Here is a 26,813-nt window from a genome sequence, read left to right as displayed (position 1 = left end):
AACTATATAAATAAACCCAACGATAAAGGAGTCCCTGCCTCTATATTAGCTGAAGCCTTTTTCCCTATAATCTCTTCGTAGTATCTTGGCGCTAAACCAAACCCAGGACGGATGCTACGAACATTTTCAGGTGTCAAAGTTTCACCTTTAGCAATATCCTTTACTACATATAAAGAACGACGGAACTTAACATTCCCCTTTTCAGCTTCTGTTCTTTCGTAGTTCACTTGCCCCATCGCTTGCCAAGCCGTTTTCGTGTCTTTACACAATGCAGCTAATTCATGAGGCTCAAGAGAAAAACTATCATCTGCACCGCCCCCGTTACGATCCATTGTGACATGTTTTTCAATCAAACATGCACCTAGAGTAACTGAAGCAACGGCGGTAGCATTGTCGATTGTGTGATCAGAAAGACCAGATAAAACGTCAAACCGCTCTGCGATATCGGCAATCGTCTTTAAGTTATATTGCTCTGCAGGGGCTGGATAACCGCTTACGCAATGCAATACAACCAATTCCTTACATCCATTATCTCTCGCTGTTTTTACTGCTTCTGCAATCTCTTCCTCGTTGGCCATTCCGGTTGAGATAATCATCGGCTTACCGGTTTGAGCAACACGCTTGATCAGAGGTAAGTCAACCACTTCGAAAGATGCTATTTTGTATGCAGGAGCATCTAGCTCTTCTAATAAATCGACAGCGGTAAAATCAAATGGTGAACTAAATATCGTAATACCTAACTCTTTTGCTTTTTCAAACAAAGGCTTGTGCCATTCCCAAGGCATATGCGCTTCTTTATACAACTCATACAGAGTTTGGCCATCCCATAAGCCACCATGAATTTGAAACTCTTCCGAGTCACTATCCATAGTAATCGTTTCATGGGTATAGGTTTGAAGTTTAATCGCATCAGCACCTGCTTTTTTTGCTTCTTCCATTATCTGAAAAGCACGGTTAATGTCACCGTTATGATTAGCAGACAGCTCCGCAATAATATAGGGAGGGCAATTAGGACCAATTTCTCGATTATCGATGTATATGTTTTTATTCATTCTCTTCGTATACTCTCAATTTATCTTTCATAAGGTTTCTAATACCTTTCCACTCATGTGAAAAGATACCCAAATGTACTACATCGTGATATTCAGTCCCATTGAAGAAAGCATCTCGATGAGTACCTTCAACTTTAAAGCCAAATTTGGAGTGTAATTTCACCACCGGTTGATTAAAGCCTAAAACCTCACAGCGTAATTTGTGCAAATCTAATTCAGTAAATGCGTGCTCTAGGGCTCGATATTCCATCAAAGATCCGGTACCTCTTACCGCATTGGGCGACGCATAAAATGCCCAAGAAGCGATTCCAGGAATTCGATTTATATCAGTAAATCCAACAACCCCTGCTGGCTCTCCATTTAACTCTGCTAGAAAATATTCTTTTGAACTATCCTTGCACATACTAGAAAACCATGACTTATGCTCATCCATAGTGATTTCATGAGAGGTGTACATGTTTTTTCTAACATCTGGAGAGTTTCTCCAAGCGAGAATTTCTTCTAAATCGCTTTCTTCAAGTAGCCTAAATTTAATCACTCTTTTTTTCACGACAAAAGCTCTCCATTGTTTGAACGACCTTATTCGCACCGAAGCCATCAACTTCAAAATCACTAAAAGGTTTGATGTGCTCCCACCTTTCGTATAGACGTGTTAACTCATCCCTATAAGTATTGGTAGTAGTCGTTGTGCCTTCACCTAAATATTCAACAAATCCTAAATCAGACAAGTAATTAGAAAGTACTACTTGATTCTCCGCGACGGAAACTATTGAAGCAGGAACTTTCAGGCAGAATCGCTCCCAATTACTGACTCCCGAAGCACCAATCGCATATTTACTGTTGCTTAAAGATAAGTCGAAGCTCTCTAAGTTCTTATATATTGCTACACTTCGATTTTGATTAAGCTTTGACAAAGTATCAAAACGAGGGTTAATTCTCCCCGTGATCAAAATAGTATTAAACGGGAGCCTTTCAAATTCGTTTGCTGCAAGAATAAACTTCTCACACTCATTGGTAGGATCTGTTCCACCAAAAAAGACTAAAAGTTGATTGGATATTGAGTCTCGGGGTGAATCTCGCAATATTGAAAAACTCTCTCTTAAAAGAGCATATTCAGGACCAAGGAGCTTGGTAGAAGAACAGTTTGAATATCTTTCTTCAAGGTTCGGCCATAGGTTTTGGTCAAGAATAATATCACTACAGTGTTCACGGTTAAGGTCATCTATCGATAAAATAGCGCATGACAGCTTGCCAATAATACTTTCCCACTCATGGTCCAGCGCATAGTGATCCACAATCACCCACTCGGAATAATCAACTTTGGATAAAAAGTCATTTGCATCTTCTTTAACGCTACGTTGAAGCCAAGCTTTATAATCAGCGCTATGGGAGGGAGTCATTGGTAGGCAAGAGGGAGTCAACTCTAATACGTCAAAGCCTCTATCACGGATATATGCAATCATGTCCCCAGGCTGAGGCAGACAAGCAAAGTATACGGAGAAGCCTCTACTCTTTAATATATCAGCAAGCACCAAACAGCGCATGACGTGGCCACTACCGATAAATAGTGACGCATCCACTCGGAAGGTAACCTTCATTGTTTATCCTAACCTTAATGCTGAGAAAAGAGATTCAGCCAGTTCCCAGTCTTCTTGGGTATCAATATCTTGAACGCGTTTTCTCGGTAATAGCACGGCCTTAGAGTGGCTAGAAAACACCGATAATTTATTCAAGAAAGCATCTTTACGACCCCAATAAAATTGGCCAGCATCGTGATACGCTTCCTCCAAGTCTTGTGATCTTACCTGTTCGTTTTCAGGGGCAAACATCGAAACAGAACCTTGCTCATCAAGCTTAATTGCGCGCTGAATCGGAAACGGAAACGATGTGGCACTAAATGCAAATTGTACACGAGTCCCCCTAAGTAGCTCATAGCCTTTCTGAAGATCTTCAGGTAAAACAAACGGAGCAGTGGCGTACAAACAACAAACATCACCAACATCCCAGCCATTGTTATCGCACCAAGTTATTGCATGGTGCATCACATCCATGGTGGTAGCATAATCATCGGAGATATTTGAAGGTCGTAAAAATGGTACTTCAGCACCATATTTCTTCGCTACTTCAGCTATCTCCGTATCGTCAGTAGAGACAATAACCTTATCAAAACGATCCGAAGCAAGTGCAGCTTCGATTGAGTAAGCGATCATAGGCTTGCCATGGAAATGCTTAATATTTTTACGAGGAATACGCTTGCTGCCACCACGTGCAGGAATAATAGCAACGTTCATTATTTACCTGTCAAAATTTCGGTTACTACACGAACAACGGTATTTTGCTGTGCTTCCGTCATACCGTGGAACATTGGCAGTGAGATCGCTTCTTGATAGTAGCGTTCTGATTCAGGGAAGTCCCCTTCAGTAAAGCCCATAACCTGGTAATATGGCTGAGTATGAACCGGTATGTAATGCAAATTAACGCCAATACCATTTTCACGCAATGCGTCAAACACTTGTTTATGAGTTAGTGATATCTCATCTAACTTCAAACGAATTACGAATAAATGCAGACCTGAGTACGTGTTTTCCAGTTGATAAGGAAGTACTAAAGGTAATTCAGATAACATTTGATTATAACGTTTAGACAACACATGGCGCGCCGCAACAAATTCGTCAAGACGCTGCATTTGCGTGACACCCAATGCCGCTTGAAGTTCTGTCATGCGGTAGTTGAAACCTAAATCAACCTGTTGGTAGTACCAACCACCATGAGAAGCTTCGGTCATCATTTCAGGATCTCGTGTAATACCATGACTGCGCAAGAGAGCCATTTTATCCGCTAGCTCTTTCTGGTTCGTTAATGCAGCACCACCTTCAGCCGTTGTGACAATTTTTACAGGGTGAAAACTGAATACGGTAATATCAGAATACTTACAATTACCGATTGGTTGTTCATGATATTGACCACCAATAGCATGAGAAGCATCTTCAATGACTTTAAAGCCGTACTCTTTCGCTAATTTAGCAATAGATTCCATATCACAAGGCTGACCACACAAATGAACAGGAACGACGACTTTCGGTAGAGTTCCGGTGGCTTTAGCAGTAATTAGCTTTTGCTCTAGCTTTTTAGGGCACATGTTATAAGTTGCTGAATCTATATCAACAAAGTCTACTTTAGCTCCGCAATAAAGACCACAGTTTGCAGACGCGACAAAAGTAACCGGTGTTGTCCACAACCAGTCACCTTCACCCAAACCTAAAGCCAAGCAAGCGATATGCAGAGCGGAGGTTGCACTATTCACAGCTAACGCATACTGAGCACCAGTATGTTCTGTTAACGCGTTTTCAAACGCAGGAACTTGTGGTCCCTGAGTCAGGAAATCAGATTTAAGGACATCAACTACACTATCAATGTCTTGCTGACTGATATCTTGCTTGCCGTATGGAATCACTGTTTTACTCACACTGTAAATTTAGGGTCAACATGTTCTTTGATTAGGTCGCGTAGACCTTCAATCGTTTCCCACTCAGTATTGGTGCCTGAGTTGTATTTAAAACCAAAAGGCACTTTCTCAGCCTTATGGTGATTCATGTACTCATCTTCTGTGTATGTAAAAGAGACTGAAGGAAGGATCGCGTAATAACGACCTAAATCAATTGTATTGAGAGAATCCGTATCAGTAATCATCTCTTCATGAAGCTTTTCACCAGGGCGAATGCCAACCACTTTAGTTGGCATACCAGGCGCAACAGCTTCAGCGATATCTAGGATTTTGTATGAAGGGATCTTAGGAATAAAAATCTCACCTCCTAGATGGTTTTCCAGTGCATACATCACCATATTCACGCCATCTTGAAGAGAAATATTAAAACGTGTCATCTCTTCATGTGTAATTGGCAGTACACCTTCTTCTTTTTTCTGCATAAAGAATGGGATAACCGAACCACGAGAGCCCATAACATTGCCATAACGAACAACACTAAAACGAATATCTTTAGAGCCTTTAATATTGTTTGCAGCTGCAAATAACTTATCCGAAGCTAATTTAGTTGCTCCGTACAAGTTAATTGGTGCACAGGCCTTATCTGTCGAAAGCGCAACAACATCTTTCACACCACACGCAAGAGCCGCACTAATCACATTCTCTGCGCCATCAATATTGGTGCGGATACATTCAGTCGGGTTGTACTCAGCAGTATCTACTTGTTTGATCGCAGCGGCGTGGATAATGACATCAACATCTTCACACGCTTGAATCATGCGGTTACGATCACGAACATCGCCAATAAAGAAGCGTAATTGAGGAAAATCCTTGTGAGGATATTGCTGCTTGATTTCAAACTGCTTCAGTTCATCACGAGAAAAGATAATGATCTTCTTTACGTCTTGGTATCGCTCAAGAATTGTTTTGATAAATTGCTTACCAAACGACCCAGTGCCACCTGTAATTAATACTGTCTTGTTATTTAGCATACTCAACTACTCTAATATATTTCTATTTCTCTAAGTTTCAAACTTAGGTACTTGAATTCCAATTTGATATCTAGCTACTTTAGCTGGTTAGCAGTTTCTCAAAAAATTCCAAATGCTTCTTCACTGTCACTCGTGAACTAAAGCTTTCATCTAGGCGCTTCTTAGCCGCTTCACTCATGACGGTGCACTTGGCCTTGTCTTGTGCGAACTTGTCCATTGCCTCGCCCAGTGCTTTTGCGTCACCAGTAGGAACAATATAACCCGTCTCACCATCTACAACGAGCTCAGGGGCTCCACCGGTAGTTGTAACTACTGAGGTTGTGCCATTTGCCATCGCTTCGACAATCGTGCGAGGTAGCCCTTCTCCGCTGATCGATGGTTGAACTTGAAAGTCAGCCATACACATGATTGAAGGGATGTCAGTACGATGACCAATGTAGTGAATTCGCTCACTCATAGGGCTCGCTTTCATCTCATCAAAATGAGGCTCGTAGCCGCTGCCCGCTAAGATCAAATGGAAGTTGGGCGCAGTAATGTATTTGGTCGCCTCAAGTAAAACAGAGATGCCCTTACTTGGCCTTACGTGCGCTGCAGTAATCGCAACTACATCATCTTCATGCAAACCAAACTCAGAGCGCTCGGTTGGCGGTACTTTATACCAATCCAATTCATGCCCTTTGTATATGGTAACAACGTTATCTTTGTTCTTCCAAACGCGCTTCACCACATCTTGTCGTACTGCTTCAGACACACACACAATGCCATCTACACGAGGATGTAACTGAGTTAGATAAGCACTTGGGTCATGTCGATATAAACCTCCAGTAGTGCCTCGATAAACGATTAATTTAACGTTGAAACCCATACACGCAAACGCCGCGTTAGGTATCGTCTTTGAGTTAAAAGCATAGCAGATGTCGTAATCATGCGTTTTCAGCTCGTGGCGAATTTTTTTTATGGTATCAAAACAAATTTTACGCTTTGGATAACCATCAACCACTCGAATGCCGCACTCTTCTAACTTTGATACATGCTCAGACTCACCTTGGGTCATGATTGTGACTTGGTGACCTTGACGCGCAAGCTCAATAAAGATCGCGGCTTCAGGGCGTAAGCTGTTCCATGCATGTAAGTAAGATGCACAAACTAAAATCTTCATCTATCGGTTCCTACTAAGCTTGGTCTGTTAAACGGTCTTCTGAACGATTTTCAAGGATCCACAAACCGACGTATTTATTGAAATTCACTTGAGCGTAAGTCATCGCCATAATGAAGCCGACACTGCCATCCATAAAGCCACGGCGAATGATATACACAAGGAAGAACGTCCATATTGCACGTAATAAAGCTAAAAATAAGCCGTGTGATTTCTTACCTTTGCGATGATACTTTTGCGACCCAAGCCAAGCGTACTGCGCTGCTTTGTCTAAACCATGACCATAATCTCGGTGGGTATAGTGGAGCAAGTAGCCTTTCAGAGTTCCAGTAGTTCCTTGTTCCGGAATAACGGTTTCATGCACTTCATCCAAGGTATAACGAGAGCCTTCTCTTTTAAAGAGTCTCAACACAGCACGAGCGCTACGACCATACTTAAGCGTTGTTCCATAAAGCGTCACTCCCCAAGGCAGTTTATACGCCGTGTGTTTGATTTGCTCTTGTTTTAATAGTTCAACAAGAGCATCGCTCATCTCTTGATCGAGAGCTTCGTCAGCATCAATTGATAGCACCCAATCACATGTTGCTTTATCTAGCGCTCGCTGCTTTTGCTTACCAAAGCCCGGCCAGTCAGTGATTGTCACGTTATCTGTATATTTTTGGCATATTTCAACGGTTGCATCTGTTGAGCCACTGTCTAAAACAATCAGTTCATCGGCAATATCAACAACAGATTTAAGGCACGTTTCAATTCGGTCTTCTTCATTCTTGGTAATAACAATGACAGACAGGGTATGTTTTCTCATTATTCAGCCCTAGAATTTCCAATAGTTTAATGATTTGCGGATTTTAAAGTTACGAATCCAATTTTTTGGCTTTCTATCTTGCCAGCCACTCTCTAGTGCGTCTGTTATGGCACTCAAAACCCGAGCGGAAGATTGCCCATCTAAGTAAGGAGTGATTGATGGGCCATAACTGGCGATAGCTTTGTCTCTTGTTTCATCAGGTAGCATCGCTTGCTTAATTGCTGACTCTAATTGCTCGGCTTGAGTGATGTTAATAAAGCTTGCTTGAGGATCTCGATTATTCACCGTGACTACCGGCTTATTGAGCAATAAGAATTCCTGAAATATCGATGAGTTATCACATACCATCACATCAGCACGATGTTGCATTTCAATCACTCGGTCATTATCGAAAAACAAAAGATTATCGCCTTCCAACGCCTGATATTTTGCTCGGGTCTCTTGCTTCATCTTAGGGTGCAATGTCACTAACCATTGCCACTGACTCAGCTGGCTGAGACGCTTAAGTTCTTCATAAACCAACTCAGCACACGATAAGCTTGGCGAAAACGTCGAAGCAAATAGAATTTGGGGTCTCTCGTAACTGTGCTCACTTGCTTGATAATTAAACAAGCTATCCAGCTTCAGCCACCCGGTTTCTTTTACTTGAAAATAGCCACGTTGTTTGGCTAATGGCTCAAGTGAATTGGTTCTTTCATGGCCTTCTGTGCAATACAAATCAAATAGACCACGCTCAGGGTATAAGTTCCCACGTTTGCTCTCGTTCAAGCCATGGAATACTTGTACCTTCATCCCTGAAATAAATGCAGGAACACGATCGCCGGGAACTAAGACGGCATGGGGATTAAAGGTCACCGCTTCGGCTAAAGAGACTCTTTGCTCTTGCTCTGATAACAAGTGCTCGGACGCATCGTCACCCACCAGCAGCCATTTTACATCATGGCCAAGTCGCTTCGCATAGTCATAAAATGGGCGAAGGATAGCAAATGAATAATTTTGCTCGACGTAGAGCAAGAAACGATAGGTTTGATCGGTTTGCATAAGCGAGGAGATAAAATTCACCATGTCCGTTTGAAAGTGCAACTAAGCATTTAATTATAACGCTCTTTACTTTCGAGATTGAAGAAAATACTCTTCTGAATACTGATTTTACCCTCTGGTGTCACTGTTCTTATGCTTATACGACTTCTCTATACTCTCATATTGTCATTAGCCTCTCCGCTACTGCTGTATGGGCTCTATAAGAACAAACCTGGAAAACCGAGTTTCGGCCAACGTTGGAAAGAGCATTTCGGCATCACACCGCAAATCAATGGTAAAAATCCTATTTGGATTCATGCCGTATCCGTAGGCGAGTCGATTGCCGCAACGCCAATCATCAAGCAATTGAAACAACAAGCACCAGATCAAGCCATCATTGTCACCACGACAACGAGTACAGGTGCAGAGCAAATAGCCAAACTTGGTGATTTGGTTGAGCATCGTTACATGCCGATTGATTTTTCTTGGTGTATTCGAGCCTTTCTTAAAGTCGTCCAACCAAAGCAAATGTTGATAATGGAAACAGAGTTGTGGCCAAACACACTGCATTGCGTTGCGAAAGCCGGAATACCGATTTCGGTATTCAACGCTCGCCTATCTGAACGCTCGTGCCAGCGTTATGCTAAATTCCAATCGGTTTTCGATCTGTTAGCCGAAAACCTCTCTCAAGTACTTTGCCAATACCCAAGCGATGCTGAACGCTTTGTACGATTAGGGTTAGACGATAAATGTGTGCATGTGACTGGCTCCATCAAGTTTGATATTGAGGTCTCTGCTGAGCAGGTTGAAAAAGGCAAAGCGCTACGTGAAACAATTGGCTCTGAGCGCTGTGTATGGATAGCGGCCAGCACTCACCGAGGCGAAGATGAAATTATCTTAGACGCTCATAAGCAGCTTCTAAAAGACCACCCGACTGCGTTACTCGTTATTGTTCCTCGCCATCCTGAGCGATTTAGTCAAGTCACTGAATTGGCTAAGCAGCACCAGTTCAATACCATCACTCGAACGAGCCAACATCCCATCGCCTCTGATATTGAAGTCTATATAGCGGATACGATGGGAGAAATGTTAGTACTACTCGGCGGCGCTGATGTGTGCTTTATGGGCGGAAGCCTGATTGGCGATAAAGTTGGGGGCCATAACCTGCTTGAACCAGCAGCCCTGCAATTGCCTTTACTGAATGGTCCTAGCTACTTTAATTTCAGTGAGATCACCGACAAACTGCTTGAAGCTCAAGCGGTCACTATTTGTCAAAATAGCGATGAAATTGCAGGCCAGCTCAGAGCGCTGTTCACGCAACCTGAGTTACGTAAAGACAAAGGGTTAGCGGCTTATCAAGTGATAGAGCAAAACCGAGGGGCATTGAAAAAAACCTTGGAGCACATCTTAAGCTAATCACATTTGGTCAATTCGCTTTTTATTATTCGCTTCGATAACCCTTAAGCAAATGCATCCAATCGGACTCTTGCCATTGAATCTGGCGCTTGTTCACTTCTTTTAGAAACGAGCGCTTAAGGCGATTCAAGTTACCTTCTTTCCAGTCATCACCCGCTTGCTGGCCACACTTATCAAAGTCAATAATCCACACCGTTTGCGAATCATCAAGCAGGATATTATGAATGTTGAGATCGGTATGATTGACCCCTGTATCGTGCATTTTTCTTATCTCTTGGCCAATTTTACAGTAAATATCCGCATCGATCGGATGAGCAACCAAGATATCGACCAAATCTTTAGCGTTAGGAATTCGTTCAGACATTAAGTCCGCTCGATAAAGCAGCCCGCTTTTAATGGCTCTAGCAGCAATGGGCTTCGGTACATTGACACCTGCATTAGCCAAGACATTGAGAACGTTGAGCTCCATCGCGCAACGCGTGCTTTCCCAATCAGAGAAACGATATTGATCTTCGACTAGCTTCCCAAACAATCCGCCACGGCGATAATGGCGCAACGCGGCTTGTATTACATCAAGTTGGATAAACCATGTCGTGCCACGGCCCTGAGCACTTCCAGAAATAGCCCCTCTTTGTTGCCAGTATTCTGCCTCAAAGATCTGAACCATCTCATCCTCTGGCACTTGAGCCAGAAGTTCAGGGTCATACCAAATTGTTTGGTTATTGGTGCTAATCGTTTCCATCTATGAGGCCTTTGGGTCGCTTTTCGTCATTGCTATTTTACAACTAATGCGAGTATCTGCATAATTCTGATGTTATTCACTTTTTCGGGCACTTTATGTCACTGTTCTCAACTGCACCTCAATCTCTTTGCATACTTCGTCTTTCCGCTATTGGCGATGTTTGTCATGCTATTTCTGTGGTTCAAGCCATTCAGAAGCAGTGGCCTGAAACGAAAATCACTTGGATCACAGGAAAAATCGAAGCCATGCTAATCGGTGATCTTCCCGGTATTGAGGTGATTGTTTTCGATAAAAAACAAGGCTTCAAAGGAATGCGTGAATTATGGCGTCAGCTATCTGATCGTAAATTTGATGCACTGCTGCACATGCAAGCGGCACTGAGAGCCAGCGTGCTATCTTGGGGGATCAAAGCAAGGTATAAAGTAGGCTTTGGTAAAAACCGCACTCGTGAAGGTCAATCACTGTTCACCAATCGCCAACTTCCTATCTCAGACAAGTTTCATGTATTGGATAACTTTGCCGAATTTGCGCGCTACATTGGCGTGCCTTTCGATAAACCTCAATGGACTATTCCATTAACGCCAGAAGATGAAGAGCTAGCAATCAGCACCATAGCCAACAAACCTACACTGGTTATCTCGCCTGCTGCCAGCAAAGACTCGCGCAACTGGTTAACAGAGCGATATGCCGCCATTGCCGACCATGCTTCAGAAGAAGGCATGCAAGTGGTACTTTGTGGTTCTCCGGCACCAAGAGAAGTTAACCTAGGTAACGACATCGAAAAATTATGCCAGTCGCCTGTCACTAACTTGATTGGCAAGACGAACTTGAAGCAACTGACTGCCGTACTGAAACATGCAACGGTTGTGTTGGCACCTGATACTGGTCCAGCCCACTTGGCAACCACACAGTCAACACCGGTAATTGGCTTGTACGCACACAGCGATCCTCGTAGAACTGGCCCTTACAACGATCTCGATATCGTGGCAAGTGTGTACCAACAGCATGTAGAAGCACAACAAGGTAAACCCGTGCAAGAGCTTCCATGGGGAACTCGTGCCAAGGGCGATGACCTGATGAAAGACATCACCGTCGATATGGTCAAGCAGCGACTCGATAAAGCACTCACTTCTCGCCCGACACGATATTCAGACAACGTACTGAATTCCAAACAGAACATTAAGCAAGGAACGCTAATATGAGCACACATGTCATCTACCCTGGAACGTTTGATCCAGTCACCAATGGGCACCTTGATATCATCGTTCGCGCCGCTAGCATGTTTGACCATATCACCGTTGGGGTAGCTGAGAGCCCAAGTAAAAAGACCATGTTTGAGTTAGATGAACGAGTAGAGCTACTGCGTGATGCCGTAGCTCATATCCCGAACGTCTCTGTCGAAGGGTTTTCAGGGTTACTGGTCGACTTTGCTAAACAACAGCAAGCGAACGTATTGGTGCGTGGTTTGAGAACAACCATGGATTTTGAATACGAATTTGGTCTCACCAGTATGTACCGCAAGTTACTGCCAGGGCTTGAAAGCGTGTTCCTTACCCCTTCTGAAGAATATGCCTTCCTCTCTTCAACGATTGTCCGTGAAGTCGCAATTCATGGCGGTGATATTCGCCAGTTTGTACCACAACAGGTAGCAGCCAAAATAAAGCTAAAAATAATGAAATAACCCTGTGTTTAAAAACAAAAATAGCGCTCAGTGGGCGCTATTTTTAGTTCGAAACTATCTATTACTACAGTGAGTAATAGGCTTTATACCAATCCGCGAAAGCTTTTGCTCCTTCTTGGATCTTAACTTGAGGTTTGTAACCAACCGCTTCAAACAAATCTTCAGTATCTGCATAAGTCGCATACACATCACCTGGCTGCATTGGCATGAAGTTCTTTTTCGCTTCAACACCTAGAGCGTTTTCTAATGCTTCGATGTAGTCCATTAATTTAACCGGACTACCATGGCCGATATTAAATACACGATACGGAGCAGAACTGGTTGCTGGTGAGCCTTGCTCAACCGTCCAATCTGGTTGCTTGGCTGGAATACGATCTTGAACGCGAATAATACCTTCAACAATATCATCGATATAAGTGAAATCACGCATCATGTCGCCGTTGTTATAAATGTCGATTTCTTTACCCGCTACGATTAGATTCGCAAACTTGAACATCGCCATATCAGGACGACTCCAAGGGCCGTAAACCGTAAAGAAACGTAGTCCGGTCGTCGGTACGTCGTATAAATGAGAATAGGTATGTGCCATCAACTCATTAGATTTCTTGGTCGCGGCGTATAATGAGATCGGGTGATCAACACTGTCTGCTGTATGGAATGGCATTTTTTGATTCAAGCCATAGACAGAGCTCGATGAAGCATAAACGAGGTGTTCAACCTTGTTATGACGACAACCTTCTAGAATAGCCAAGTGACCAACAAGGTTGCTGTCAGCATAAGCCATTGGGTTATCAATTGAGTAACGAACGCCAGCTTGCGCCGCTAGGTGAATAACGCGGTCAAATTTTTGCTGTACGAAAAGCTCGGCGATACCTTCTCTATCTGCAAGATCAAGCTCGATAAAGGTTAGATTTTCATGCTCAATTCGCGTTAAACGATCATGTTTCAAAGAGACTTCATAGTAGTCATTCAGGTTATCAATACCGATAACTTCATGTCCTGCCGCACATAGTCGCTCTGAAACTGCAGAGCCAATAAACCCAGCCACGCCAGTTACTAAATATTTCATTCTACCATTCTCAATTCATATAATTACTGCAATTGTAGCTACTAGACCGCATATCTACTAGCTTAAAAAAATGAACATAGGTTCAGTTTTTCTATACCTGACATTGAGAGCAAAAAAATGTATTCCTCTGCCCTATTTTTTGCTCTTCAAGTTTCTCACCACAATTAGGGCATTCCTCTTTCGCTTTACCATAAACCTGTAGCTCTTGAGCAAAGTATCCAGGCTTGCCATCAGCTTGTGCAAAATCCTTTAAAGTGGTTCCGCCTTGTTTGATAGCGGTGGCGAGCACTTGCTTGATCTCTTTGGTTAGCAAGACCCACTCTTCTTTTGTTACTTTGCTTGCGGGGCGCAAAGGATGAATTCGTGAAGAAAATAGTGCTTCGTTGGCGTAAATATTACCGACACCGACCACCACTTTGTTGTCCATGATGAACTGTTTAACGGCAACTTTACGCTTCTCGGCCTTCTCGGTAATATATTCGGCATTGAAGTCGTCCGTTAGCGGCTCGGGGCCAGAACCAAGTAACACAGGATGGACTTCATCAGGCGCCGACCATAGCCAAGCACCAAAGCGGCGTGGGTCGTTATAACGCAGAACCTTGCCGTTAGTGAGCTTAAGATCCACGTGATCGTGTTTTGCTGCTGGAAAATCGGCATCTAACACGCGCAGTGAACCAGACATTCCCAAATGAACAATGGCACTACCAACCTTAGTTTCAATGATCAGATACTTAGCTCGACGAGAGATGGAGAGTATTTTTTCACCTTCCAACTGTTTTAACTCAAGTGGGATATCCCAACGTAATTTAGGTGTCCGAAAAGTCATCGTTTTTATCGTCTCGCCAACTAAATGAGGCGAGATCCCCATACGGCTCACTTCAACTTCGGGTAATTCAGGCATAATTTAGTCGTCCGATTTAGGTGGTTTGTCTGATATAGATAGCTTGTCTGATTTCAATGAATGTTCTGAGCTAAGGCTTGGAAACAGGTAACTCTCTTCAATAGACACCGCCAGCCACTGATCATTCCAGTTTTTTAACAACCAGAATTCGGGCAATTGATAATAGGTAATACGCTGGGGCTCTTCTTGGTCTTGATACCATACTTCAATGGTGTGCGGTGTATTTAGCCGAGGCGTAAGGTCTGTATAAGTTTGTGAGTCGACTTCCGTACCCACAAGCTCTTTCCAACGCTGTGACAACTCTTGTGCATGGGTAGTTTGAGGGAAGTCTGCATCTTTGAACTGGTAAACCCATTGATTGTCTTGTTGAATGACAGACCATTTAGCAAAGTGTAACGCTTGAAGCTCTGCTGCTGGATTTAGGAGATAAGGGTAAGGGCTCTCAACCTGAGGCTCAGGCTCGATAAGGTACGCTTTGATCAGCGTTGGAAGGTTTAACACCCCAATAAAAGCGATCACGCTTAACATGAGTATGTTGTTCCACCGGCGTCCACGATATCTCATCTGATTCTGCTCATCTAATCTATTGAGCGATCAGTATATCGTGAAACGAGCAACACTTTCTATGCACACGACTTTCTGTGCGTTGTTTGCCTATCGATTAAAAGGGGAGAATTGATAATGCCTAATTTCAGATATAAAAAAACCCAGCGATTAAGCTGGGTTTTTTAACTTTTTCTTCTACTGGAGAAGAGCAAAAAAAGCATCAATTACTTGATTTTCGCTTCTTTGTACATAACGTGTTGGCGAACTACTGGATCAAACTTTTTGATCTCAAATTTGCCTGGCATGTTACGCTTGTTCTTATCAGTTGTGTAGAAGTGACCAGTACCTGCAGAAGATACTAGACGAATTTTCTCACGAATGCCTTTAGCCATTGCTTAATTCCTCTTAAACGTTTTCGCCACGTGCACGGATATCAACAAGAACAGCATCAATGCCTTTCTTATCAATAATACGCATGCCTTTAGCAGTTAGACGTAGTTTAACAAAACGTTTTTCGCTCTCTACCCAGAAACGATGAGTTTGTAGGTTCGGCAGAAAACGGCGCTTAGTAGCATTGCGTGCGTGTGAACGGTTGTTACCCGTTACTGGACGCTTACCAGTTACTTGGCATACTCGGGACATGAATGTCTTCTCCAATCGTTTCAGCTCGATATCAACCTTGGTGGCCGAACCTCTCTATCAATTAAAATAGAAGGTAAAAACCGTTATGGAAAATCCATACAAGGCTATCAAAGGTCGCGCATTATACTAACTTGACACGCATTGCTCAAGACCCGAACAGATCCTTTTTACGGATTTCGTGATCTTTTTTTGTGCAGCGCAGCTTGCTTGAGTAATCAGAGCTGATTTTAGGTCTAAAAATGTGGGCGGAATAATAGCAGATTTAACGTAACTAACAACCTAAAATGTGATTCAAATCCATCCACGCTCTGCAAAAGAGACAACTTCGCCATCTCCAACGACAAAATGGTCGAGGATTCGGATGTCCACCAGCGCTAATGCATCGGTTAAACGGCGTGTGATTCGCCTATCTGCTTGACTTGGCTCTGCGATACCCGAAGGATGGTTATGCGCTAAAATTAATGCCGCCGCATTATGATGAAGTGCGCGTTTAACCACTTCCCGAGGGTAAACCGATGCGGCATCGATGGTTCCTTCAAACATCACCTCATCTTTTATCACTCTATTTTGGTTATCGAGGAACAATATATAGAAGGCTTCTCGCTGGCGATCGCGCAGCATACTCGAAAGATAGAGCTTGGTATGGTTGGGGCTCGTCAATGCATCCCCTCGAGATAATGTCTCTGCTAAATAACGTTGCGTCATCTCTAACACTGCCTGCAGTTGAACATATTTCGCTTGCCCCAACCCTTTATGGGCACAGAATTCCGTTTCCGTTGCAGAAAACAGTTGCCGCAGCGAGCCAGAGTCTTTGATCAACTTATCGGCTAACTCTAATACGTTCATTCCCTGCGTACCTGTACGAAGAAATATCGCGAGCAATTCTGCATCACTCAAAGAATCCGGCCCTCTATTTAGTAGTTTTTCTCTTGGCATCGATTCGGCAGGAATATTACTGATAGGCATATAAAGGCTATTTCGTTGGTCATAAATACAGCCCATCAGCTTAATGGCCTTGCTCATTGAGATCCTTCAATGCAGTAGAAGGGGGTCGAGCCGCTTGTAAAATCATGTAATTGATAAGTTTGATAACACCAACTTGATGCGCGTCAACTCTGTTCGAACTCTGCTTCTAGGCACTAATCCTTTGTTCTGATATCGTAAGTCCCAGAAAAATTAAGGAACAGAATCATGCAAACATTGGTTAATCAACTGAGTAACGCTGACCAACAAGGCCTAGCAGGTAAAAAAATCCTACTTGGTATTAGTGGTGGTATCGCTGCTTATAAATGTGCCGAACTGACTCGTCGCTTAATTGAACGTGGGGCACAGGTACAAGTCGTGATGACAAATGCGGCCAAGGAGTTCATTACTCCCCTCACCATGCAAGCCGTCTCTGGAAGGCCAGTGTCTGATAGTTTGCTTGATCCTGCAGCTGAGGCTTCGATGGGACACATCGAGCTCGCAAAGTGGGCGGACTTAGTCTTACTAGCGCCAGCAACCGCTGACCTTATTGCGCGCATGACAGCAGGCATGGGCAACGACCTACTGACGACTCTGGTTTTAGCAACCGATGCGCCAGTGGCGGTATCTCCGGCCATGAACCAGCAAATGTACAGCCACCCTGCCACTCAAGAGAACATCGCAACGCTAAAACGCCGGGGTTGTGAAATCTGGGGCCCAGCTGCAGGCGAACAAGCGTGTGGTGATGTCGGTATGGGACGCATGTTAGAACCAATGCAGCTCGTGCATCGCTGTGAAGACTTCTTCCAACCTAAGCCACTTGCTGGCCGTTCTGTGCTTATTACTGCAGGCCCGACTCGTGAAGCGATCGACCCTGTACGTTACATTACGAATCACAGCTCAGGAAAAATGGGCTATGCACTAGCTGAAGCCGCTGCTAAACAAGGCGCAACGGTCACCCTAGTCAGTGGCCCTGTATCACTCGCGACACCAAACAAAGTAACTCGTGTTGATGTAGATAGCGCACAACAGATGTTTGATGCGGTTACAGAAAACGCTGCTCAACACGATATTTTCATCAGCTGCGCTGCGGTTGCCGATTACCGCCCTGAGACCATTGCAGACCAGAAGCTTAAAAAGGTCGATGGTAAAGACGACATGACAATTCAAATGGTTAAGAACCCAGACATTGTCGCTTCTGTTGCTTCAATGACCAAAGGTCGCCCTTTTACCGTAGGCTTCGCTGCAGAAACTCAAGATATTGAAAAATACGCGCGCGGCAAACTGGAAAGAAAGAACCTCGATATGATTTGTGCCAACGATGTGTCTGTCGAAGGCCAAGGCTTTAATAGCAGCAGCAATGAGTTGCACCTTTATTGGAAAGGTGGCGATAAATCTCTGCCTCTTGATAGCAAAGATACGCTAGGTTTCCAGATCCTCGATCAGATCCAGCAACTTATTGTCGAATAAACACACGATTTAACTCTGACAACCTGCTGACACCTCTCGATTCTGTTGACCTAGGTCTTACAAAACTAGGAACAGAATTGAATGGTGTTTATAATCCTTCTTCACTCAATCCTCATCTTTAGGAAAGGAAGTAAATAGATGGCTGGTACTCGAAAATCAAACCGTCGTGAAGAAATCCTGCAAGCTCTAGCACAAATGTTGGAATCGACCGAAGGTGCTTCTCGTATCACAACGGTAAAGTTGGCCAAACAAGTCGGCGTATCTGAAGCAGCGTTATACCGCCACTTCCCAAGTAAAGCTCGGATGTTTGAAGGCCTAATCGAATTCATTGAAGAAGCGTTGATGTCTCGAATCAACCGTATTCTCAATGAAGAGAAAGACACACTTGAACGTATACGCCTAGTAATGCAACTTATCTTAGTCTTCTCTGAGCGCAACCCAGGCCTGACTCGTATTTTATCGGGTCATGCTCTAATGTTTGAGAATGAGCGTCTTCGTGAACGAATCAATCAACTTTTCGAGCGTATTGAGACTCAACTTCGCCAAATTCTGCGTGAAAGAAAGCTTCGTGAAGGGAAATCATTCCCGGTTGATGAAAAAATCTTAGCCGCGCAATTGCTCGGTCAGGTTGAAGGCAGCTTAAATCGATTTGTTCGCTCAGACTTCAAATATCAACCGACAGAAAACTTTGATGCTTACTGGGCTCTGCTAAGCGTTCAGATTAAGTAGCAATTAAATTAAGTAGCAATTAAATTAAGTAGCAATCAAATCTTAAGTGATGGTTATGACGACGAAAACTTCTCCAGAAAACGGCACGACACAACACGTTATTACTAAGCCACCTTTTACTCTGGCGCTACTCCACCCAAAATATTGGAGCGTTTGGTTCGGTTTTGGATTATTAGCGCTTATCGTTAATGTTCTCCCTTACCGTATATTATTACTGCTAGGTCGTTCATTGGGTTCTCTTGGTGCTCGTTTTGGCAAGAAGCGCGTCGCGGTAGCAACCCGTAATTTGGAGCTATCCTTCCCAGACAAGCCAGCTGATGAAGTCGCGGCAATGGTCAGTGAGAACTTCAAAAATACGGGAATGGCGCTGATCGAAACCGGTATTACGTGGTTTTGGCCAACATGGCGCTTCAAGCGCATCTTAGTGGATAAAGACACTCAAATGCTACGTACGCACAAAGCCAACGGCAAAGGCGTTCTTCTGTGCTGTGTGCATGCCTTGAACTTAGAGATCACCGCGCGAGCAATGGCTGTTCTAGGTATTTCAGGTTTAGGGGTTTACCGCCCACACAATAATCCGGCTTATGAGTTCATTCAATACCGTGGTCGTACTCAGAATGGCAATCGCCTGATTCACCGTAAAGACGTGAAGCGTATGATTCGAATTCTGCGTCAGGGTGAAATCCTTTTCTACCTGCCGGATCATGATTACGGCCGTAACAAATCAGTGTTTGTGCCTTTCTTCGCGGTAGAAGATGCATGTACTACCACAGGCACCAGTATTCTTGCGTACACCAGCCGATGTGCACTGGTTCCTGGGTCAGGTTTTAGAAATGCCGATGGCAAGTATGAGATTATGGCGGATGAGTCGATCGAAGATAACTATCCACAAAAAGATGAGAAAGCGGCGGCGGCTTACATGAACAGCTACCTAGAGAAAATTATCTTACGAGCGCCAGAGCAATGGATGTGGCTGCACAAGCGCTTCAAGACAATGGAAGATCCAGAAGTAGAGCGTGGCATTCGTTATAAGTAATATTTTGAACCAAAAGAAAAGGGGCTGATGATTCATCAGCCCCTTATGCATTCTATCGCTACAACAAACTTTATTAGATTCCGTATTGAGCGCGGTACGCTTTTACTGCGTCTAGATGTGCTGCATCTGTGCCTTTCTCTTCAAGGAAAGTCACAAGGTCTGTCAGGCTAACAATTGAGATGATTGCACAACCGAAATCGCGTTCAACTTCTTGAATTGCAGACAGTTCGCCTTTGCCTTTCTCTTGGCGGTCAATCGCCACAAGCACACCCGCTAGATCAGCGCCGTTCGCTTGGATGATTTCCATCGACTCACGAATCGCAGTACCTGCAGTGATCACATCGTCTACCAGCATGATACGGCCTTCAAGTGCACTACCGACTAGGTTGCCCCCTTCGCCGTGGTTCTTCGCTTCTTTACGGTTAAAGCAGTAAGGCGTGTCCACATCGTGGTGATCAGCTAGTGCAACCGCTGTTGTCGTCGCGATTGGGATACCTTTGTATGCAGGGCCAAATAGTACATCGAACTCAATACCTGAATCCGCCAATGCTGCTGCGTAGAAGCGACCTAAACGCGCTAAGTCACGACCTGTATTAAACAATCCAGCATTGAAGAAGTAAGGGCTCTTACGGCCAGACTTTAAAGTAAACTCACCAAACTTAAGTACTTCTTTCTCTAGTGCAAATTCAATAAATTCACGTTGATATGCTTTCATGCTCATCCTCTAAATTAATTTACTTTCCAATTCCTAGCTTCCGATCACTTCGAAAGCTAACGATGCTGTATTTTCTAAATAAAAAAATAGCCCCCATTTGGGAGCTATCTAAAAACTATTCTGCCAACGCCGCTTTCTGCGCTTCGACGATATCGGCAATGCCCTTATTCGCCAGGGCTAAAAGCTGCATCAGCTCTTCGTGGCTGAACGGTTCGCCTTCTGCAGTGCCTTGAATCTCAATCATCTTACCGTCTTCGGTCATTACAACGTTCATATCGGTATCGGCTGCTGAGTCTTCAACGTACTCAAGGTCACACAGTGCTTGTGCACCAACGATGCCCACTGAAACTGCCGCTACGTGGCCTTTCATTGGGTTCTTTTTCAGTTTGCCGCTGTCTAATAGGCTCTTGATTGCGTCAGCCATCGCTACGCTTGCACCAGAGATAGACGCAGTACGTGTACCGCCGTCTGCTTGGATAACATCACAATCGACAGTGATCATGATTTCACCCATTGCTTTTAGATCAACAACGGCACGTAGGCTACGCGCGATCAGACGTTGGATTTCCATCGTACGACCACCTTGCTTACCACTCGCCGCTTCACGACGGTTACGAGTGTGTGTTGCACGTGGCAGCATGCCGTATTCCGCGGTTACCCAACCCTTTCCTTGGCCTTTTAACCAACGCGGCACGTTTTCTTCTACCGTTGCATTACATAGAACTTTAGTGTTGCCGAACTCAACTAATACAGAACCCTCAGCATAAGCTGTGTAGTTACGAGTAATTTTAATTGGACGAATTTGATCTGCAGCGCGGTCATTTGGACGCATTGGTATCTACCTTATTAACAGTCTGAAGTGATTTACTATCGAAAGAGTGCATCACCTGAGAAAGGGGTGAGACAGTTTTGATTGGGGCAAGATTATATAGCAGTTTACCTTTCAAATCTATTTACCGTTCAAAGCGATTTACCATCGAAAGCTATTTTTCGTAACAGGAGGTTTACCGTGAAAGGGAAACGACTGCGAAAAGGAAACTATCGTGAAAGAAAGAATGATACTGAAAGGCTAACTCACGTGAAAAGCTCTGGCTTCGGGTGCAACCCGTATCGTGATACTATGCGTGCGCGTTATTTTCAGAATGATAAAAGACAGGAAAATTCGATGATTTATAGTATGACCGCGTACGCACGCAAAGAAGTAAAAGGCGATTGGGGCAGCGCAGTATGGGAAATCCGTAGTGTAAACCAACGTTACCTAGAAACTTACTTCCGTATGCCTGAACAGTTCCGTGGTTTAGAGCCAATCCTACGTGAGCGCTTTCGTAAGCGTCTAGCGCGCGGCAAGGTTGAATGTAACCTACGCTTCGAAGCAAACCCAGCCGCTAAAGGTGAGCTAAGCATCAACGAAGGTTTGGCACAGCAAGTAATTAATGCGGCTAACCAAGTAATGACGATGACAGGCGAAGAGAGCCGTTTGAACCCATTCCAAGTGATGAACTGGCCTGGCGTGATGGAAACACCTGAGCAAGATATGGATGCCATCAACCAAGACCTACTGGACGCATTCAACGAAGCAATCGCAGAGTTCATTGATGCTCGTGCTCGCGAAGGTGAAAACATGAAGGCGCTTATCGTACAGCGCTTAGATGCAATCACAGAAGAAGTCGTGAAAGTTCGTGCACGCATGCCTGAGATCCTAGAATGGCAACGTGAGCGTCTGCTTACCAAGTTTGAAGATGCAAAAATTGAACTGGAAGGTTCTCGCGTTGAGCAAGAGCTTATCCTGCTAGCACAGAAATCTGACGTAGCCGAAGAACTGGATCGTCTAGACTCTCACGTGAAAGAAGCGAATGCAGTACTGAAGAAAGGCGGCGCTTGTGGCCGTAAACTGGACTTCATGATGCAAGAGTTCAACCGTGAGTCAAACACGCTAGCATCTAAGTCTATCAGCACAGACATCACAGCATCAGGCGTAGAGCTTAAAGTTCTTATCGAACAGATGCGTGAGCAGATCCAAAACATTGAATAACAGTTTGTCAGTAACACGCTGAATAACCATTAGCTGAATCAGTGTTGATTAACTTAAAGATAAGCTCCTAAATTTAGGGGCTTTTTTTATCAATACCATAATACACAGCAAAAAAATCGAAGGTCAGAATTGAGCCGGGAAATTAGCTTAGAACGAAGTATAGATTGTGGATTACGATAAGGGTGTAAAGAAGTAATGGGGGTAACGAGAGTAAAAGGGTATTAAAGATATTTCAGAGGGAGATGAAAGCTTGAAGCAGGAGATAGAAATTAAAGCAGAAGGTAAAGCGGGAAAGTGACGCAGGTTGTATACAACCTGCGTCGACTTAAATCTTATACAGCTACAACGTTTGCAGCTTGAAGACCTTTTTGGCCTTGCTCTACTTCGAAAGACACTTGTTGGCCTTCTTTAAGAGTCTTGAAACCTTCAGAAGCGATAGCACGGAAGTGAACGAATACGTCAGCGCCGCCGTTGTCTTGAGTTAGGAAACCGAAACCTTTCTCTTCGTTAAACCATTTTACTACGCCGTTTGTTTTGTTAGACATGTTGTGTCCCTTATATAAAAATAAAAAATTAATCGCCAAAAGTGCGATGCGCTGAAAGCTTGAATTATTTAATGTATCTATGAAGCTAAGGGAAACACTGAGGATAACAACGAAGCAATACTGAGGGTTTTTCTTTACAACTGGATGTTTCATTTAATAACTCTGAAAACAGAGCGAGGTGATTATTAGTTATCTGAGCTGAGTTGTAAAGCGTTATTTCAATAAAATTTATTTTTCGTTCAATTCGCATCTATGAGCCCCAGCGAACTGGGGCTCTTGTGCTACGCGCTGAGTCGAAAGAAAACTAACATTTACTCATCCGGTTGCTTAGTTCGAAGGTCGACATAGGGCCAATAGTGATGTCCGACTCGAATCAGTAATGTGGCAGCTGCCAGGGTAAATGCCGCTAAAGACAACCAAACGATCAATACTGCATCGAGCTCCTTCATACCTAAGGTGATGTAACGAGCAATCGCCATCATCGCAATGTAGATTGGGTATCGGACTGGGATCTTACCGTTCATCACAAACTGCTGAACCATCGCCAACACTTCCAAGTAAATAAACATCAGAAGAATATCGGTCAGTTGCACTCGGCGTTCAGAAAAAACGTGCATGAACTCTTCGACCATCGCAAACAAGGTCGCCAGTGTGATCGCCACCAGCAATACCGCTTCCATAATGTGGAACACTTTTAAAAACGGTTTACTAAAAGATTCAGGTAAATGAAAAGACATAGTCACTCTTCAAAAAATAATTAATCCAACCTCTACAATAGCATGCATCAATATAAGTCGCGCATTCTAAGAGATGACGAATACAAAAATGGCCCCACATTCACTGCAGAGCCATCTATTGGTTTTTTACTTAACGACTGTTGCTTAACAAGCGTTACTTCGCATTAAGCTTATAGCAGAATCAGGTAAGTTAAGAACACCACACACAGTCCGTAGATAAGCGGGTGTACTTCTTTGCGCTTACCCGCGACAACCATAGTGAATGCGTAGCTGATGAAGCCCATCGCCATACCGTTCGCAGGTGAGAAGCTTAGTACGGTGAACATGATGGTGAAGAAGGCTGCAATACGTGACTCTTTCTTTTCCCAATTAATCTGACCAAGACGGCCCACCATATAGATACCGACCACGACCATCGCTGGCGCAACCATTGCTGCCGAGAAGATAGAGAAGATTGGGTATAGGAAGAGCGAGATTAAGAACAGACTAGCCACCATCACTGCCGCTAACCCCGTTTTTGCACCTTGAGAAGAAGCAATGCCAGACTCAGAGAAAGCGGTAATTGATGTCGTACCAAGAATAGAACCAATCACCGTACCGCCCGCATCAGCAACCAACGCTGACTTCGCGTTTGGCACCTTGCCATCTTTATCGATGATACCCGCATCACGACCAACGCCCACAATCGTGCTCAGGCCATCAAAGAAATCGACAATCAGGAAGATAAGGACGATGAACATTAGATCGAACATTTTCTCAGGCGTGAAAGCAGAGAAATCAAAAATAGCCCCGAAGCTGCCGGCCATGCTTGGTGGCATAGCAACAAACTGATCTGGAATGGGTGCGTTTGAAGTTCCCATGAAGAAGTCAGCAAGAATGGTCAATACGATAGCAGAAACGAACGAAATGAACGTCGCTAGCTTGATGTCACGAACCATACAGCCTAGTGCGATGAAGATGCTCACGTAAGCGATGACCACTTTTGGATCGGAAATGTCGCCTAAACCAACCAGTACGAACGGGTTAGAAACGATGATACCTGCATTCTTAAGGCCTAAAAAAGCAATGAATAAGCCGAGAGACACAGTAATCGCCAACTTCAAGTCTTCAGGAATCGACTCAATCATCGACTTACGAATATTGGTTAACGAAAACGCGAGGTACAAGATACCTGACAGGAAAATGCCGAACAGCGCCTCATTCCAAAGCACTGCAACTGAACCACTTAATAGCAAACCTTTGAAGAAGCCGTTCATGCTCATACCCGGTGCAAGCATGACTGGGTAGTTGCCCCAAATGCCCATGATGAGCGTTGCGATAGCCGCAGCCAATGCCGTTGCAGTAAATACCGCCCCTTTGTCCATACCTGGGATCCCCCCCAAAATGGCCGGGTTAACCGCAAGAATGTAACTCATCGCCAAGAAAGTAATAAAACCCGCGTACAGTTCAGTGCCAATCGTGGTTTTTCTTTCAGTGATTTTAAACATCGAATCAAGCGAGCCAGAGGTATTCTGGGCTTTCAGGGTGGAATCGGTACTCACAACAAAACCTTTGCAATAAATTAAGAATTTGGTGATTCAAATGCTGTGAGAATAGAGAGGTCTCTACACTAAAAACTGTAGTCACCAAGATAGGCTTGGTAGTAGAAACATTCGACCCATTTCATCAAACATATACAGCATTTAATCGTTTGCGCGGATTGTAAGGATTGAGATTAAAACATCAACATTTTTTGCCTAGATCACATAAAAAAATGAGCGTCGAGGGTCATTACATTTATACCAAACTCAGTCAAAGGATCATTCACTAATAAATAACGATCAAGCCAGTTGTTCTCAATCATCTAAATATGCTACTCTTCGCCTCCATTTTTCTGACCTAATTTTCACCAGTTGCCTCTATTGGTTTCACTCGCTATTCCTTTATAGATGCAACCATCGGTACAACAATTAAGGTCAGTGCTATCTTTTATAGTGTCGGTTTATCGCCTGCACTTAATCCAACCAACAGTGGAAATATACAGATGGGCAAAGGTACTCTTTACATCGTATCTGCACCTAGTGGCGCAGGTAAGTCGAGCTTGATCTCAGCAATGCTAGAAACCAATCCAACCTACGCAATGAAGGTATCTGTTTCACACACCACTCGCGGTATGCGCCCTGGTGAGGAAAATGGTGTTCACTACCACTTTGTAGAAAAACATCATTTTGAAGACCTTATTAATAAAGGTGAGTTCCTAGAGTACGCTGAAGTATTCGGCAACTACTACGGTACTTCACGCGTTTGGATTGAAGAAAACCTAGACCGCGGTATCGATGTATTTTTAGATATCGACTGGCAAGGCGCTCGTCAGATCCGTAAACAAATGCCTCAAGCGAAGAGTGTTTTCATTCTTCCACCATCAAATGGTGAACTTGAGCGTCGTTTGAATGTTCGCGGTCAAGACAGCAACGACGTTATTGCGAAACGCATGAGCGAAGCAAAATCAGAGATTTCTCACTATGCAGAATACGATTATGTGATCGTGAATGATGACTTTGATGCAGCCCTAATGGACTTCAGAGCTATCATTCGTGCGGAACGTTTAAAACAAGATAAGCAAGCAGCAAAATACAGCGGCATGCTTACAGCACTACTGGCGGAATAATCTCTAACTGGATTTTCCACTGAGATAAGTATACGGTAAGCTAGTAAGTATCTAGTTAAACTTGTATACTTTCTCGTCATTAAAAATTTATTAGTTAATTACTATTTGGAGTCCTCATGGCACGCGTAACTGTTCAAGACGCTGTTGAAAAAGTTGGCAACCGTTTCGACCTAGTTCTTATTGCGGCTCGCCGCGCACGTCAAATGCAAACTGGCGGTAAAGATTCACTAGTGCCTGAAGAAAACGATAAGCCAACGGTTATCGCCCTTCGCGAAATCGAAGAAAGCCTTATCACTAAAGACGTACTAGATGCTCGTGAGCGTCAAGAGCAACAAGAGCAAGAAGCGGCTGAACTTGCAGCAGTAAGCAGCATCACTCACACTCGTTAGCTCACAGCCGCTAAAAGCGTCATTCGAACTAATTAACCTTCCGG

At 43.9% G+C, this 26,813-nt stretch carries 30 protein-coding genes and 1 riboswitch; of the genes, 9 read left to right on the top strand and 21 right to left on the bottom strand.

What is annotated here, in order from left to right:
• Window positions 1-2: 2 nt before the first annotated feature.
• The 9 genes from pseI to OCU50_RS00715 all read right to left on the bottom strand — a co-directional run bounded on the left by pseI (window position 3) and on the right by OCU50_RS00715 (window position 8,530).
• The gene (gene pseI / locus OCU50_RS00755) at window positions 3-1,052 is read right to left on the bottom strand and encodes a pseudaminic acid synthase (RefSeq protein WP_060466954.1); all 1,050 of its coding nucleotides are present in this window, start codon (window positions 1,050-1,052) and stop codon (window positions 3-5) included.
• Entirely contained in the window at window positions 1,045-1,602 is a 558-nt protein-coding gene (gene pseH / locus OCU50_RS00750; RefSeq protein ID WP_060466953.1) for a UDP-4-amino-4,6-dideoxy-N-acetyl-beta-L-altrosamine N-acetyltransferase, read from the bottom strand. Before pseH ends, pseI begins: the two co-directional genes overlap by 8 nt.
• On the bottom strand, window positions 1,583-2,650 hold the full coding sequence (pseG, locus tag OCU50_RS00745) for a UDP-2,4-diacetamido-2,4,6-trideoxy-beta-L-altropyranose hydrolase (RefSeq protein ID WP_060466952.1): 1,068 nt from the start codon (window positions 2,648-2,650) through the stop codon (window positions 1,583-1,585). The genes pseH and pseG overlap by 20 nt, the downstream gene beginning before the upstream one ends.
• Window positions 2,651-2,653: 3 nt before the next feature.
• Window positions 2,654-3,343, bottom strand: a complete 690-nt coding sequence (pseF, locus tag OCU50_RS00740) for a pseudaminic acid cytidylyltransferase (RefSeq protein WP_060466951.1) — start codon at window positions 3,341-3,343, stop codon at window positions 2,654-2,656.
• Window positions 3,343-4,518, bottom strand: a complete 1,176-nt coding sequence (gene pseC / locus OCU50_RS00735) for a UDP-4-amino-4,6-dideoxy-N-acetyl-beta-L-altrosamine transaminase (RefSeq protein ID WP_060466950.1) — start codon at window positions 4,516-4,518, stop codon at window positions 3,343-3,345. Before pseC ends, pseF begins: the two co-directional genes overlap by 1 nt.
• Entirely contained in the window at window positions 4,515-5,528 is a 1,014-nt protein-coding gene (pseB, locus tag OCU50_RS00730) for a UDP-N-acetylglucosamine 4,6-dehydratase (inverting) (RefSeq protein ID WP_060466949.1), read from the bottom strand. Before pseB ends, pseC begins: the two co-directional genes overlap by 4 nt.
• 79 nt (window positions 5,529-5,607) lie before the next feature.
• Window positions 5,608-6,687, bottom strand: a complete 1,080-nt coding sequence (locus OCU50_RS00725; protein ID WP_060466948.1) for a glycosyltransferase family 4 protein — start codon at window positions 6,685-6,687, stop codon at window positions 5,608-5,610.
• A 13-nt stretch (window positions 6,688-6,700) separates the two neighbouring features.
• Window positions 6,701-7,489 (bottom strand): glycosyltransferase family 2 protein, encoded by a 789-nt coding sequence (locus OCU50_RS00720; RefSeq protein ID WP_060466947.1) that lies wholly within the window; start codon window positions 7,487-7,489, stop codon window positions 6,701-6,703.
• Between the two features lie 9 nt (window positions 7,490-7,498).
• The gene (locus OCU50_RS00715) at window positions 7,499-8,530 is read right to left on the bottom strand and encodes a UDP-N-acetylglucosamine 2-epimerase (RefSeq protein ID WP_060466946.1); all 1,032 of its coding nucleotides are present in this window, start codon (window positions 8,528-8,530) and stop codon (window positions 7,499-7,501) included.
• 132 nt (window positions 8,531-8,662) lie between these two features.
• Here OCU50_RS00715 and waaA point away from each other — a divergent pair, with 132 nt between their 5' ends.
• Window positions 8,663-9,925 carry a lipid IV(A) 3-deoxy-D-manno-octulosonic acid transferase gene (waaA, locus tag OCU50_RS00710; protein ID WP_060466945.1) on the top strand — a complete coding sequence of 421 codons (1,263 nt, stop codon included), beginning with the start codon at window positions 8,663-8,665 and terminating at the stop codon, window positions 9,923-9,925.
• A 25-nt stretch (window positions 9,926-9,950) separates the two neighbouring features.
• On the opposite strand, the gene OCU50_RS00705 is transcribed toward waaA, so the two are convergent.
• On the bottom strand, window positions 9,951-10,667 hold the full coding sequence (locus OCU50_RS00705) for a 3-deoxy-D-manno-octulosonic acid kinase (protein ID WP_060466944.1): 717 nt from the start codon (window positions 10,665-10,667) through the stop codon (window positions 9,951-9,953).
• Between the two features lie 95 nt (window positions 10,668-10,762).
• Between OCU50_RS00705 and OCU50_RS00700 the strand changes: the two genes are divergently transcribed.
• Together OCU50_RS00700 and coaD are read left to right on the top strand one after the other, a co-directional pair.
• Window positions 10,763-11,869, top strand: a complete 1,107-nt coding sequence (locus OCU50_RS00700; protein ID WP_060466943.1) for a glycosyltransferase family 9 protein — start codon at window positions 10,763-10,765, stop codon at window positions 11,867-11,869.
• Entirely contained in the window at window positions 11,866-12,348 is a 483-nt protein-coding gene (gene coaD / locus OCU50_RS00695; protein ID WP_060466942.1) for a pantetheine-phosphate adenylyltransferase, read from the top strand. The genes OCU50_RS00700 and coaD overlap by 4 nt, the downstream gene beginning before the upstream one ends.
• 64 nt (window positions 12,349-12,412) lie before the next feature.
• Here the strand turns inward: coaD and OCU50_RS00690 are convergent, their stop codons facing one another.
• From OCU50_RS00690 to radC, 6 genes are all read right to left on the bottom strand, one after another.
• Window positions 12,413-13,417, bottom strand: coding sequence for an NAD-dependent epimerase (locus tag OCU50_RS00690; RefSeq protein WP_060466941.1), 1,005 nt, complete (start codon window positions 13,415-13,417; stop codon window positions 12,413-12,415).
• A gap of 91 nt (window positions 13,418-13,508) precedes the next feature.
• Window positions 13,509-14,318, bottom strand: coding sequence for a bifunctional DNA-formamidopyrimidine glycosylase/DNA-(apurinic or apyrimidinic site) lyase (gene mutM, locus OCU50_RS00685; RefSeq protein WP_060466940.1), 810 nt, complete (start codon window positions 14,316-14,318; stop codon window positions 13,509-13,511).
• A gap of 3 nt (window positions 14,319-14,321) precedes the next feature.
• A complete protein-coding gene (locus OCU50_RS00680) occupies window positions 14,322-14,882 on the bottom strand; it encodes a hypothetical protein (RefSeq protein ID WP_082710310.1) in 561 nt (186 codons plus the stop codon).
• Between the two features lie 206 nt (window positions 14,883-15,088).
• On the bottom strand, window positions 15,089-15,256 hold the full coding sequence (rpmG, locus tag OCU50_RS00675; RefSeq protein WP_002535344.1) for a 50S ribosomal protein L33: 168 nt from the start codon (window positions 15,254-15,256) through the stop codon (window positions 15,089-15,091).
• Between the two features lie 13 nt (window positions 15,257-15,269).
• Window positions 15,270-15,506, bottom strand: coding sequence for a 50S ribosomal protein L28 (gene rpmB / locus OCU50_RS00670; protein ID WP_004728407.1), 237 nt, complete (start codon window positions 15,504-15,506; stop codon window positions 15,270-15,272).
• Between the two features lie 291 nt (window positions 15,507-15,797).
• Window positions 15,798-16,472, bottom strand: a complete 675-nt coding sequence (gene radC, locus OCU50_RS00665; RefSeq protein ID WP_060467031.1) for a RadC family protein — start codon at window positions 16,470-16,472, stop codon at window positions 15,798-15,800.
• Window positions 16,473-16,697: 225 nt separating this feature from the next.
• Here radC and coaBC point away from each other — a divergent pair, with 225 nt between their 5' ends.
• From coaBC to lpxL, 3 genes are all read left to right on the top strand, one after another.
• Window positions 16,698-17,939: a bifunctional phosphopantothenoylcysteine decarboxylase/phosphopantothenate--cysteine ligase CoaBC gene (gene coaBC, locus OCU50_RS00660; protein WP_060466938.1), complete on the top strand. Its 1,242-nt coding sequence runs from the start codon at window positions 16,698-16,700 to the stop codon at window positions 17,937-17,939.
• 138 nt (window positions 17,940-18,077) lie between these two features.
• Window positions 18,078-18,668, top strand: a complete 591-nt coding sequence (gene slmA / locus OCU50_RS00655) for a nucleoid occlusion factor SlmA (protein WP_060466937.1) — start codon at window positions 18,078-18,080, stop codon at window positions 18,666-18,668.
• A 55-nt stretch (window positions 18,669-18,723) separates the two neighbouring features.
• Complete coding sequence (lpxL, locus tag OCU50_RS00650) at window positions 18,724-19,704, top strand: LpxL/LpxP family Kdo(2)-lipid IV(A) lauroyl/palmitoleoyl acyltransferase (protein WP_060466936.1); 981 nt, start codon at window positions 18,724-18,726, stop codon at window positions 19,702-19,704.
• A 73-nt stretch (window positions 19,705-19,777) separates the two neighbouring features.
• On the opposite strand, the gene pyrE is transcribed toward lpxL, so the two are convergent.
• The gene (gene pyrE / locus OCU50_RS00645; RefSeq protein ID WP_060467030.1) at window positions 19,778-20,419 is read right to left on the bottom strand and encodes an orotate phosphoribosyltransferase; all 642 of its coding nucleotides are present in this window, start codon (window positions 20,417-20,419) and stop codon (window positions 19,778-19,780) included.
• A gap of 115 nt (window positions 20,420-20,534) precedes the next feature.
• Window positions 20,535-21,251 (bottom strand): ribonuclease PH, encoded by a 717-nt coding sequence (rph, locus tag OCU50_RS00640; protein WP_060466935.1) that lies wholly within the window; start codon window positions 21,249-21,251, stop codon window positions 20,535-20,537.
• A gap of 333 nt (window positions 21,252-21,584) precedes the next feature.
• Here rph and OCU50_RS00635 point away from each other — a divergent pair, with 333 nt between their 5' ends.
• Window positions 21,585-22,451 (top strand): YicC/YloC family endoribonuclease, encoded by an 867-nt coding sequence (locus OCU50_RS00635; protein ID WP_060466934.1) that lies wholly within the window; start codon window positions 21,585-21,587, stop codon window positions 22,449-22,451.
• A 332-nt stretch (window positions 22,452-22,783) separates the two neighbouring features.
• Here the strand turns inward: OCU50_RS00635 and cspE are convergent, their stop codons facing one another.
• From cspE to OCU50_RS00620, 3 genes are all read right to left on the bottom strand, one after another.
• Complete coding sequence (gene cspE / locus OCU50_RS00630) at window positions 22,784-22,996, bottom strand: transcription antiterminator/RNA stability regulator CspE (RefSeq protein ID WP_017055634.1); 213 nt, start codon at window positions 22,994-22,996, stop codon at window positions 22,784-22,786.
• 311 nt (window positions 22,997-23,307) lie between these two features.
• A complete protein-coding gene (locus tag OCU50_RS00625) occupies window positions 23,308-23,733 on the bottom strand; it encodes a phosphate-starvation-inducible protein PsiE (RefSeq protein WP_060466933.1) in 426 nt (141 codons plus the stop codon).
• A 170-nt stretch (window positions 23,734-23,903) separates the two neighbouring features.
• Window positions 23,904-25,274, bottom strand: a complete 1,371-nt coding sequence (locus OCU50_RS00620) for an NCS2 family permease (RefSeq protein WP_060466932.1) — start codon at window positions 25,272-25,274, stop codon at window positions 23,904-23,906.
• Window positions 25,275-25,332: 58 nt separating this feature from the next.
• A riboswitch (purine riboswitch) is annotated at window positions 25,333-25,432 on the bottom strand.
• 324 nt (window positions 25,433-25,756) lie between these two features.
• Between OCU50_RS00620 and gmk the strand changes: the two genes are divergently transcribed.
• Complete coding sequence (gene gmk, locus OCU50_RS00615; protein WP_060466931.1) at window positions 25,757-26,380, top strand: guanylate kinase; 624 nt, start codon at window positions 25,757-25,759, stop codon at window positions 26,378-26,380.
• Between the two features lie 116 nt (window positions 26,381-26,496).
• Window positions 26,497-26,769 (top strand): DNA-directed RNA polymerase subunit omega, encoded by a 273-nt coding sequence (gene rpoZ / locus OCU50_RS00610; RefSeq protein WP_060466930.1) that lies wholly within the window; start codon window positions 26,497-26,499, stop codon window positions 26,767-26,769.
• The last annotated feature ends 44 nt before the right edge of the window (window positions 26,770-26,813 follow it).

Origin of the sequence: Vibrio toranzoniae (assembly GCF_024347655.1) — a bacterium.
In the GTDB taxonomy this organism is placed as follows: domain Bacteria; phylum Pseudomonadota; class Gammaproteobacteria; order Enterobacterales; family Vibrionaceae; genus Vibrio; species Vibrio toranzoniae.
Note: the sequence above shows the minus strand (reverse complement) of the source record. Positions and strands in the feature narration are given on the sequence as shown.

Bases quoted from the DNA above. Each gene is read 5' to 3' on its own strand.
- pseI (WP_060466954.1), bottom strand. From the start codon at position 1,052: ATGAATAAAAACATATACATCGATAATCGAGAAATTGGTCCTAATTGC.
- pseG (WP_060466952.1), bottom strand. From the start codon at position 2,650: ATGAAGGTTACCTTCCGAGTGGATGCGTCACTATTTATCGGTAGTGGC.
- pseF (WP_060466951.1), bottom strand. From the start codon at position 3,343: ATGAACGTTGCTATTATTCCTGCACGTGGTGGCAGCAAGCGTATTCCT.
- pseB (WP_060466949.1), bottom strand. From the start codon at position 5,528: ATGCTAAATAACAAGACAGTATTAATTACAGGTGGCACTGGGTCGTTT.
- OCU50_RS00725 (WP_060466948.1), bottom strand. From the start codon at position 6,687: ATGAAGATTTTAGTTTGTGCATCTTACTTACATGCATGGAACAGCTTA.
- OCU50_RS00720 (WP_060466947.1), bottom strand. From the start codon at position 7,489: ATGAGAAAACATACCCTGTCTGTCATTGTTATTACCAAGAATGAAGAA.
- OCU50_RS00715 (WP_060466946.1), bottom strand. From the start codon at position 8,530: ATGCAAACCGATCAAACCTATCGTTTCTTGCTCTACGTCGAGCAAAAT.
- waaA (WP_060466945.1), top strand. From the start codon at position 8,663: ATGCTTATACGACTTCTCTATACTCTCATATTGTCATTAGCCTCTCCG.
- OCU50_RS00705 (WP_060466944.1), bottom strand. From the start codon at position 10,667: ATGGAAACGATTAGCACCAATAACCAAACAATTTGGTATGACCCTGAA.
- OCU50_RS00700 (WP_060466943.1), top strand. From the start codon at position 10,763: ATGTCACTGTTCTCAACTGCACCTCAATCTCTTTGCATACTTCGTCTT.
- coaD (WP_060466942.1), top strand. From the start codon at position 11,866: ATGAGCACACATGTCATCTACCCTGGAACGTTTGATCCAGTCACCAAT.
- OCU50_RS00690 (WP_060466941.1), bottom strand. From the start codon at position 13,417: ATGAAATATTTAGTAACTGGCGTGGCTGGGTTTATTGGCTCTGCAGTT.
- mutM (WP_060466940.1), bottom strand. From the start codon at position 14,318: ATGCCTGAATTACCCGAAGTTGAAGTGAGCCGTATGGGGATCTCGCCT.
- OCU50_RS00680 (WP_082710310.1), bottom strand. From the start codon at position 14,882: ATGAGATATCGTGGACGCCGGTGGAACAACATACTCATGTTAAGCGTG.
- rpmG (WP_002535344.1), bottom strand. From the start codon at position 15,256: ATGGCTAAAGGCATTCGTGAGAAAATTCGTCTAGTATCTTCTGCAGGT.
- rpmB (WP_004728407.1), bottom strand. From the start codon at position 15,506: ATGTCCCGAGTATGCCAAGTAACTGGTAAGCGTCCAGTAACGGGTAAC.
- radC (WP_060467031.1), bottom strand. From the start codon at position 16,472: ATGCCTATCAGTAATATTCCTGCCGAATCGATGCCAAGAGAAAAACTA.
- coaBC (WP_060466938.1), top strand. From the start codon at position 16,698: ATGCAAACATTGGTTAATCAACTGAGTAACGCTGACCAACAAGGCCTA.
- slmA (WP_060466937.1), top strand. From the start codon at position 18,078: ATGGCTGGTACTCGAAAATCAAACCGTCGTGAAGAAATCCTGCAAGCT.
- lpxL (WP_060466936.1), top strand. From the start codon at position 18,724: ATGACGACGAAAACTTCTCCAGAAAACGGCACGACACAACACGTTATT.
- pyrE (WP_060467030.1), bottom strand. From the start codon at position 20,419: ATGAAAGCATATCAACGTGAATTTATTGAATTTGCACTAGAGAAAGAA.
- rph (WP_060466935.1), bottom strand. From the start codon at position 21,251: ATGCGTCCAAATGACCGCGCTGCAGATCAAATTCGTCCAATTAAAATT.
- OCU50_RS00635 (WP_060466934.1), top strand. From the start codon at position 21,585: ATGATTTATAGTATGACCGCGTACGCACGCAAAGAAGTAAAAGGCGAT.
- cspE (WP_017055634.1), bottom strand. From the start codon at position 22,996: ATGTCTAACAAAACAAACGGCGTAGTAAAATGGTTTAACGAAGAGAAA.
- OCU50_RS00625 (WP_060466933.1), bottom strand. From the start codon at position 23,733: ATGTCTTTTCATTTACCTGAATCTTTTAGTAAACCGTTTTTAAAAGTG.
- gmk (WP_060466931.1), top strand. From the start codon at position 25,757: ATGGGCAAAGGTACTCTTTACATCGTATCTGCACCTAGTGGCGCAGGT.
- rpoZ (WP_060466930.1), top strand. From the start codon at position 26,497: ATGGCACGCGTAACTGTTCAAGACGCTGTTGAAAAAGTTGGCAACCGT.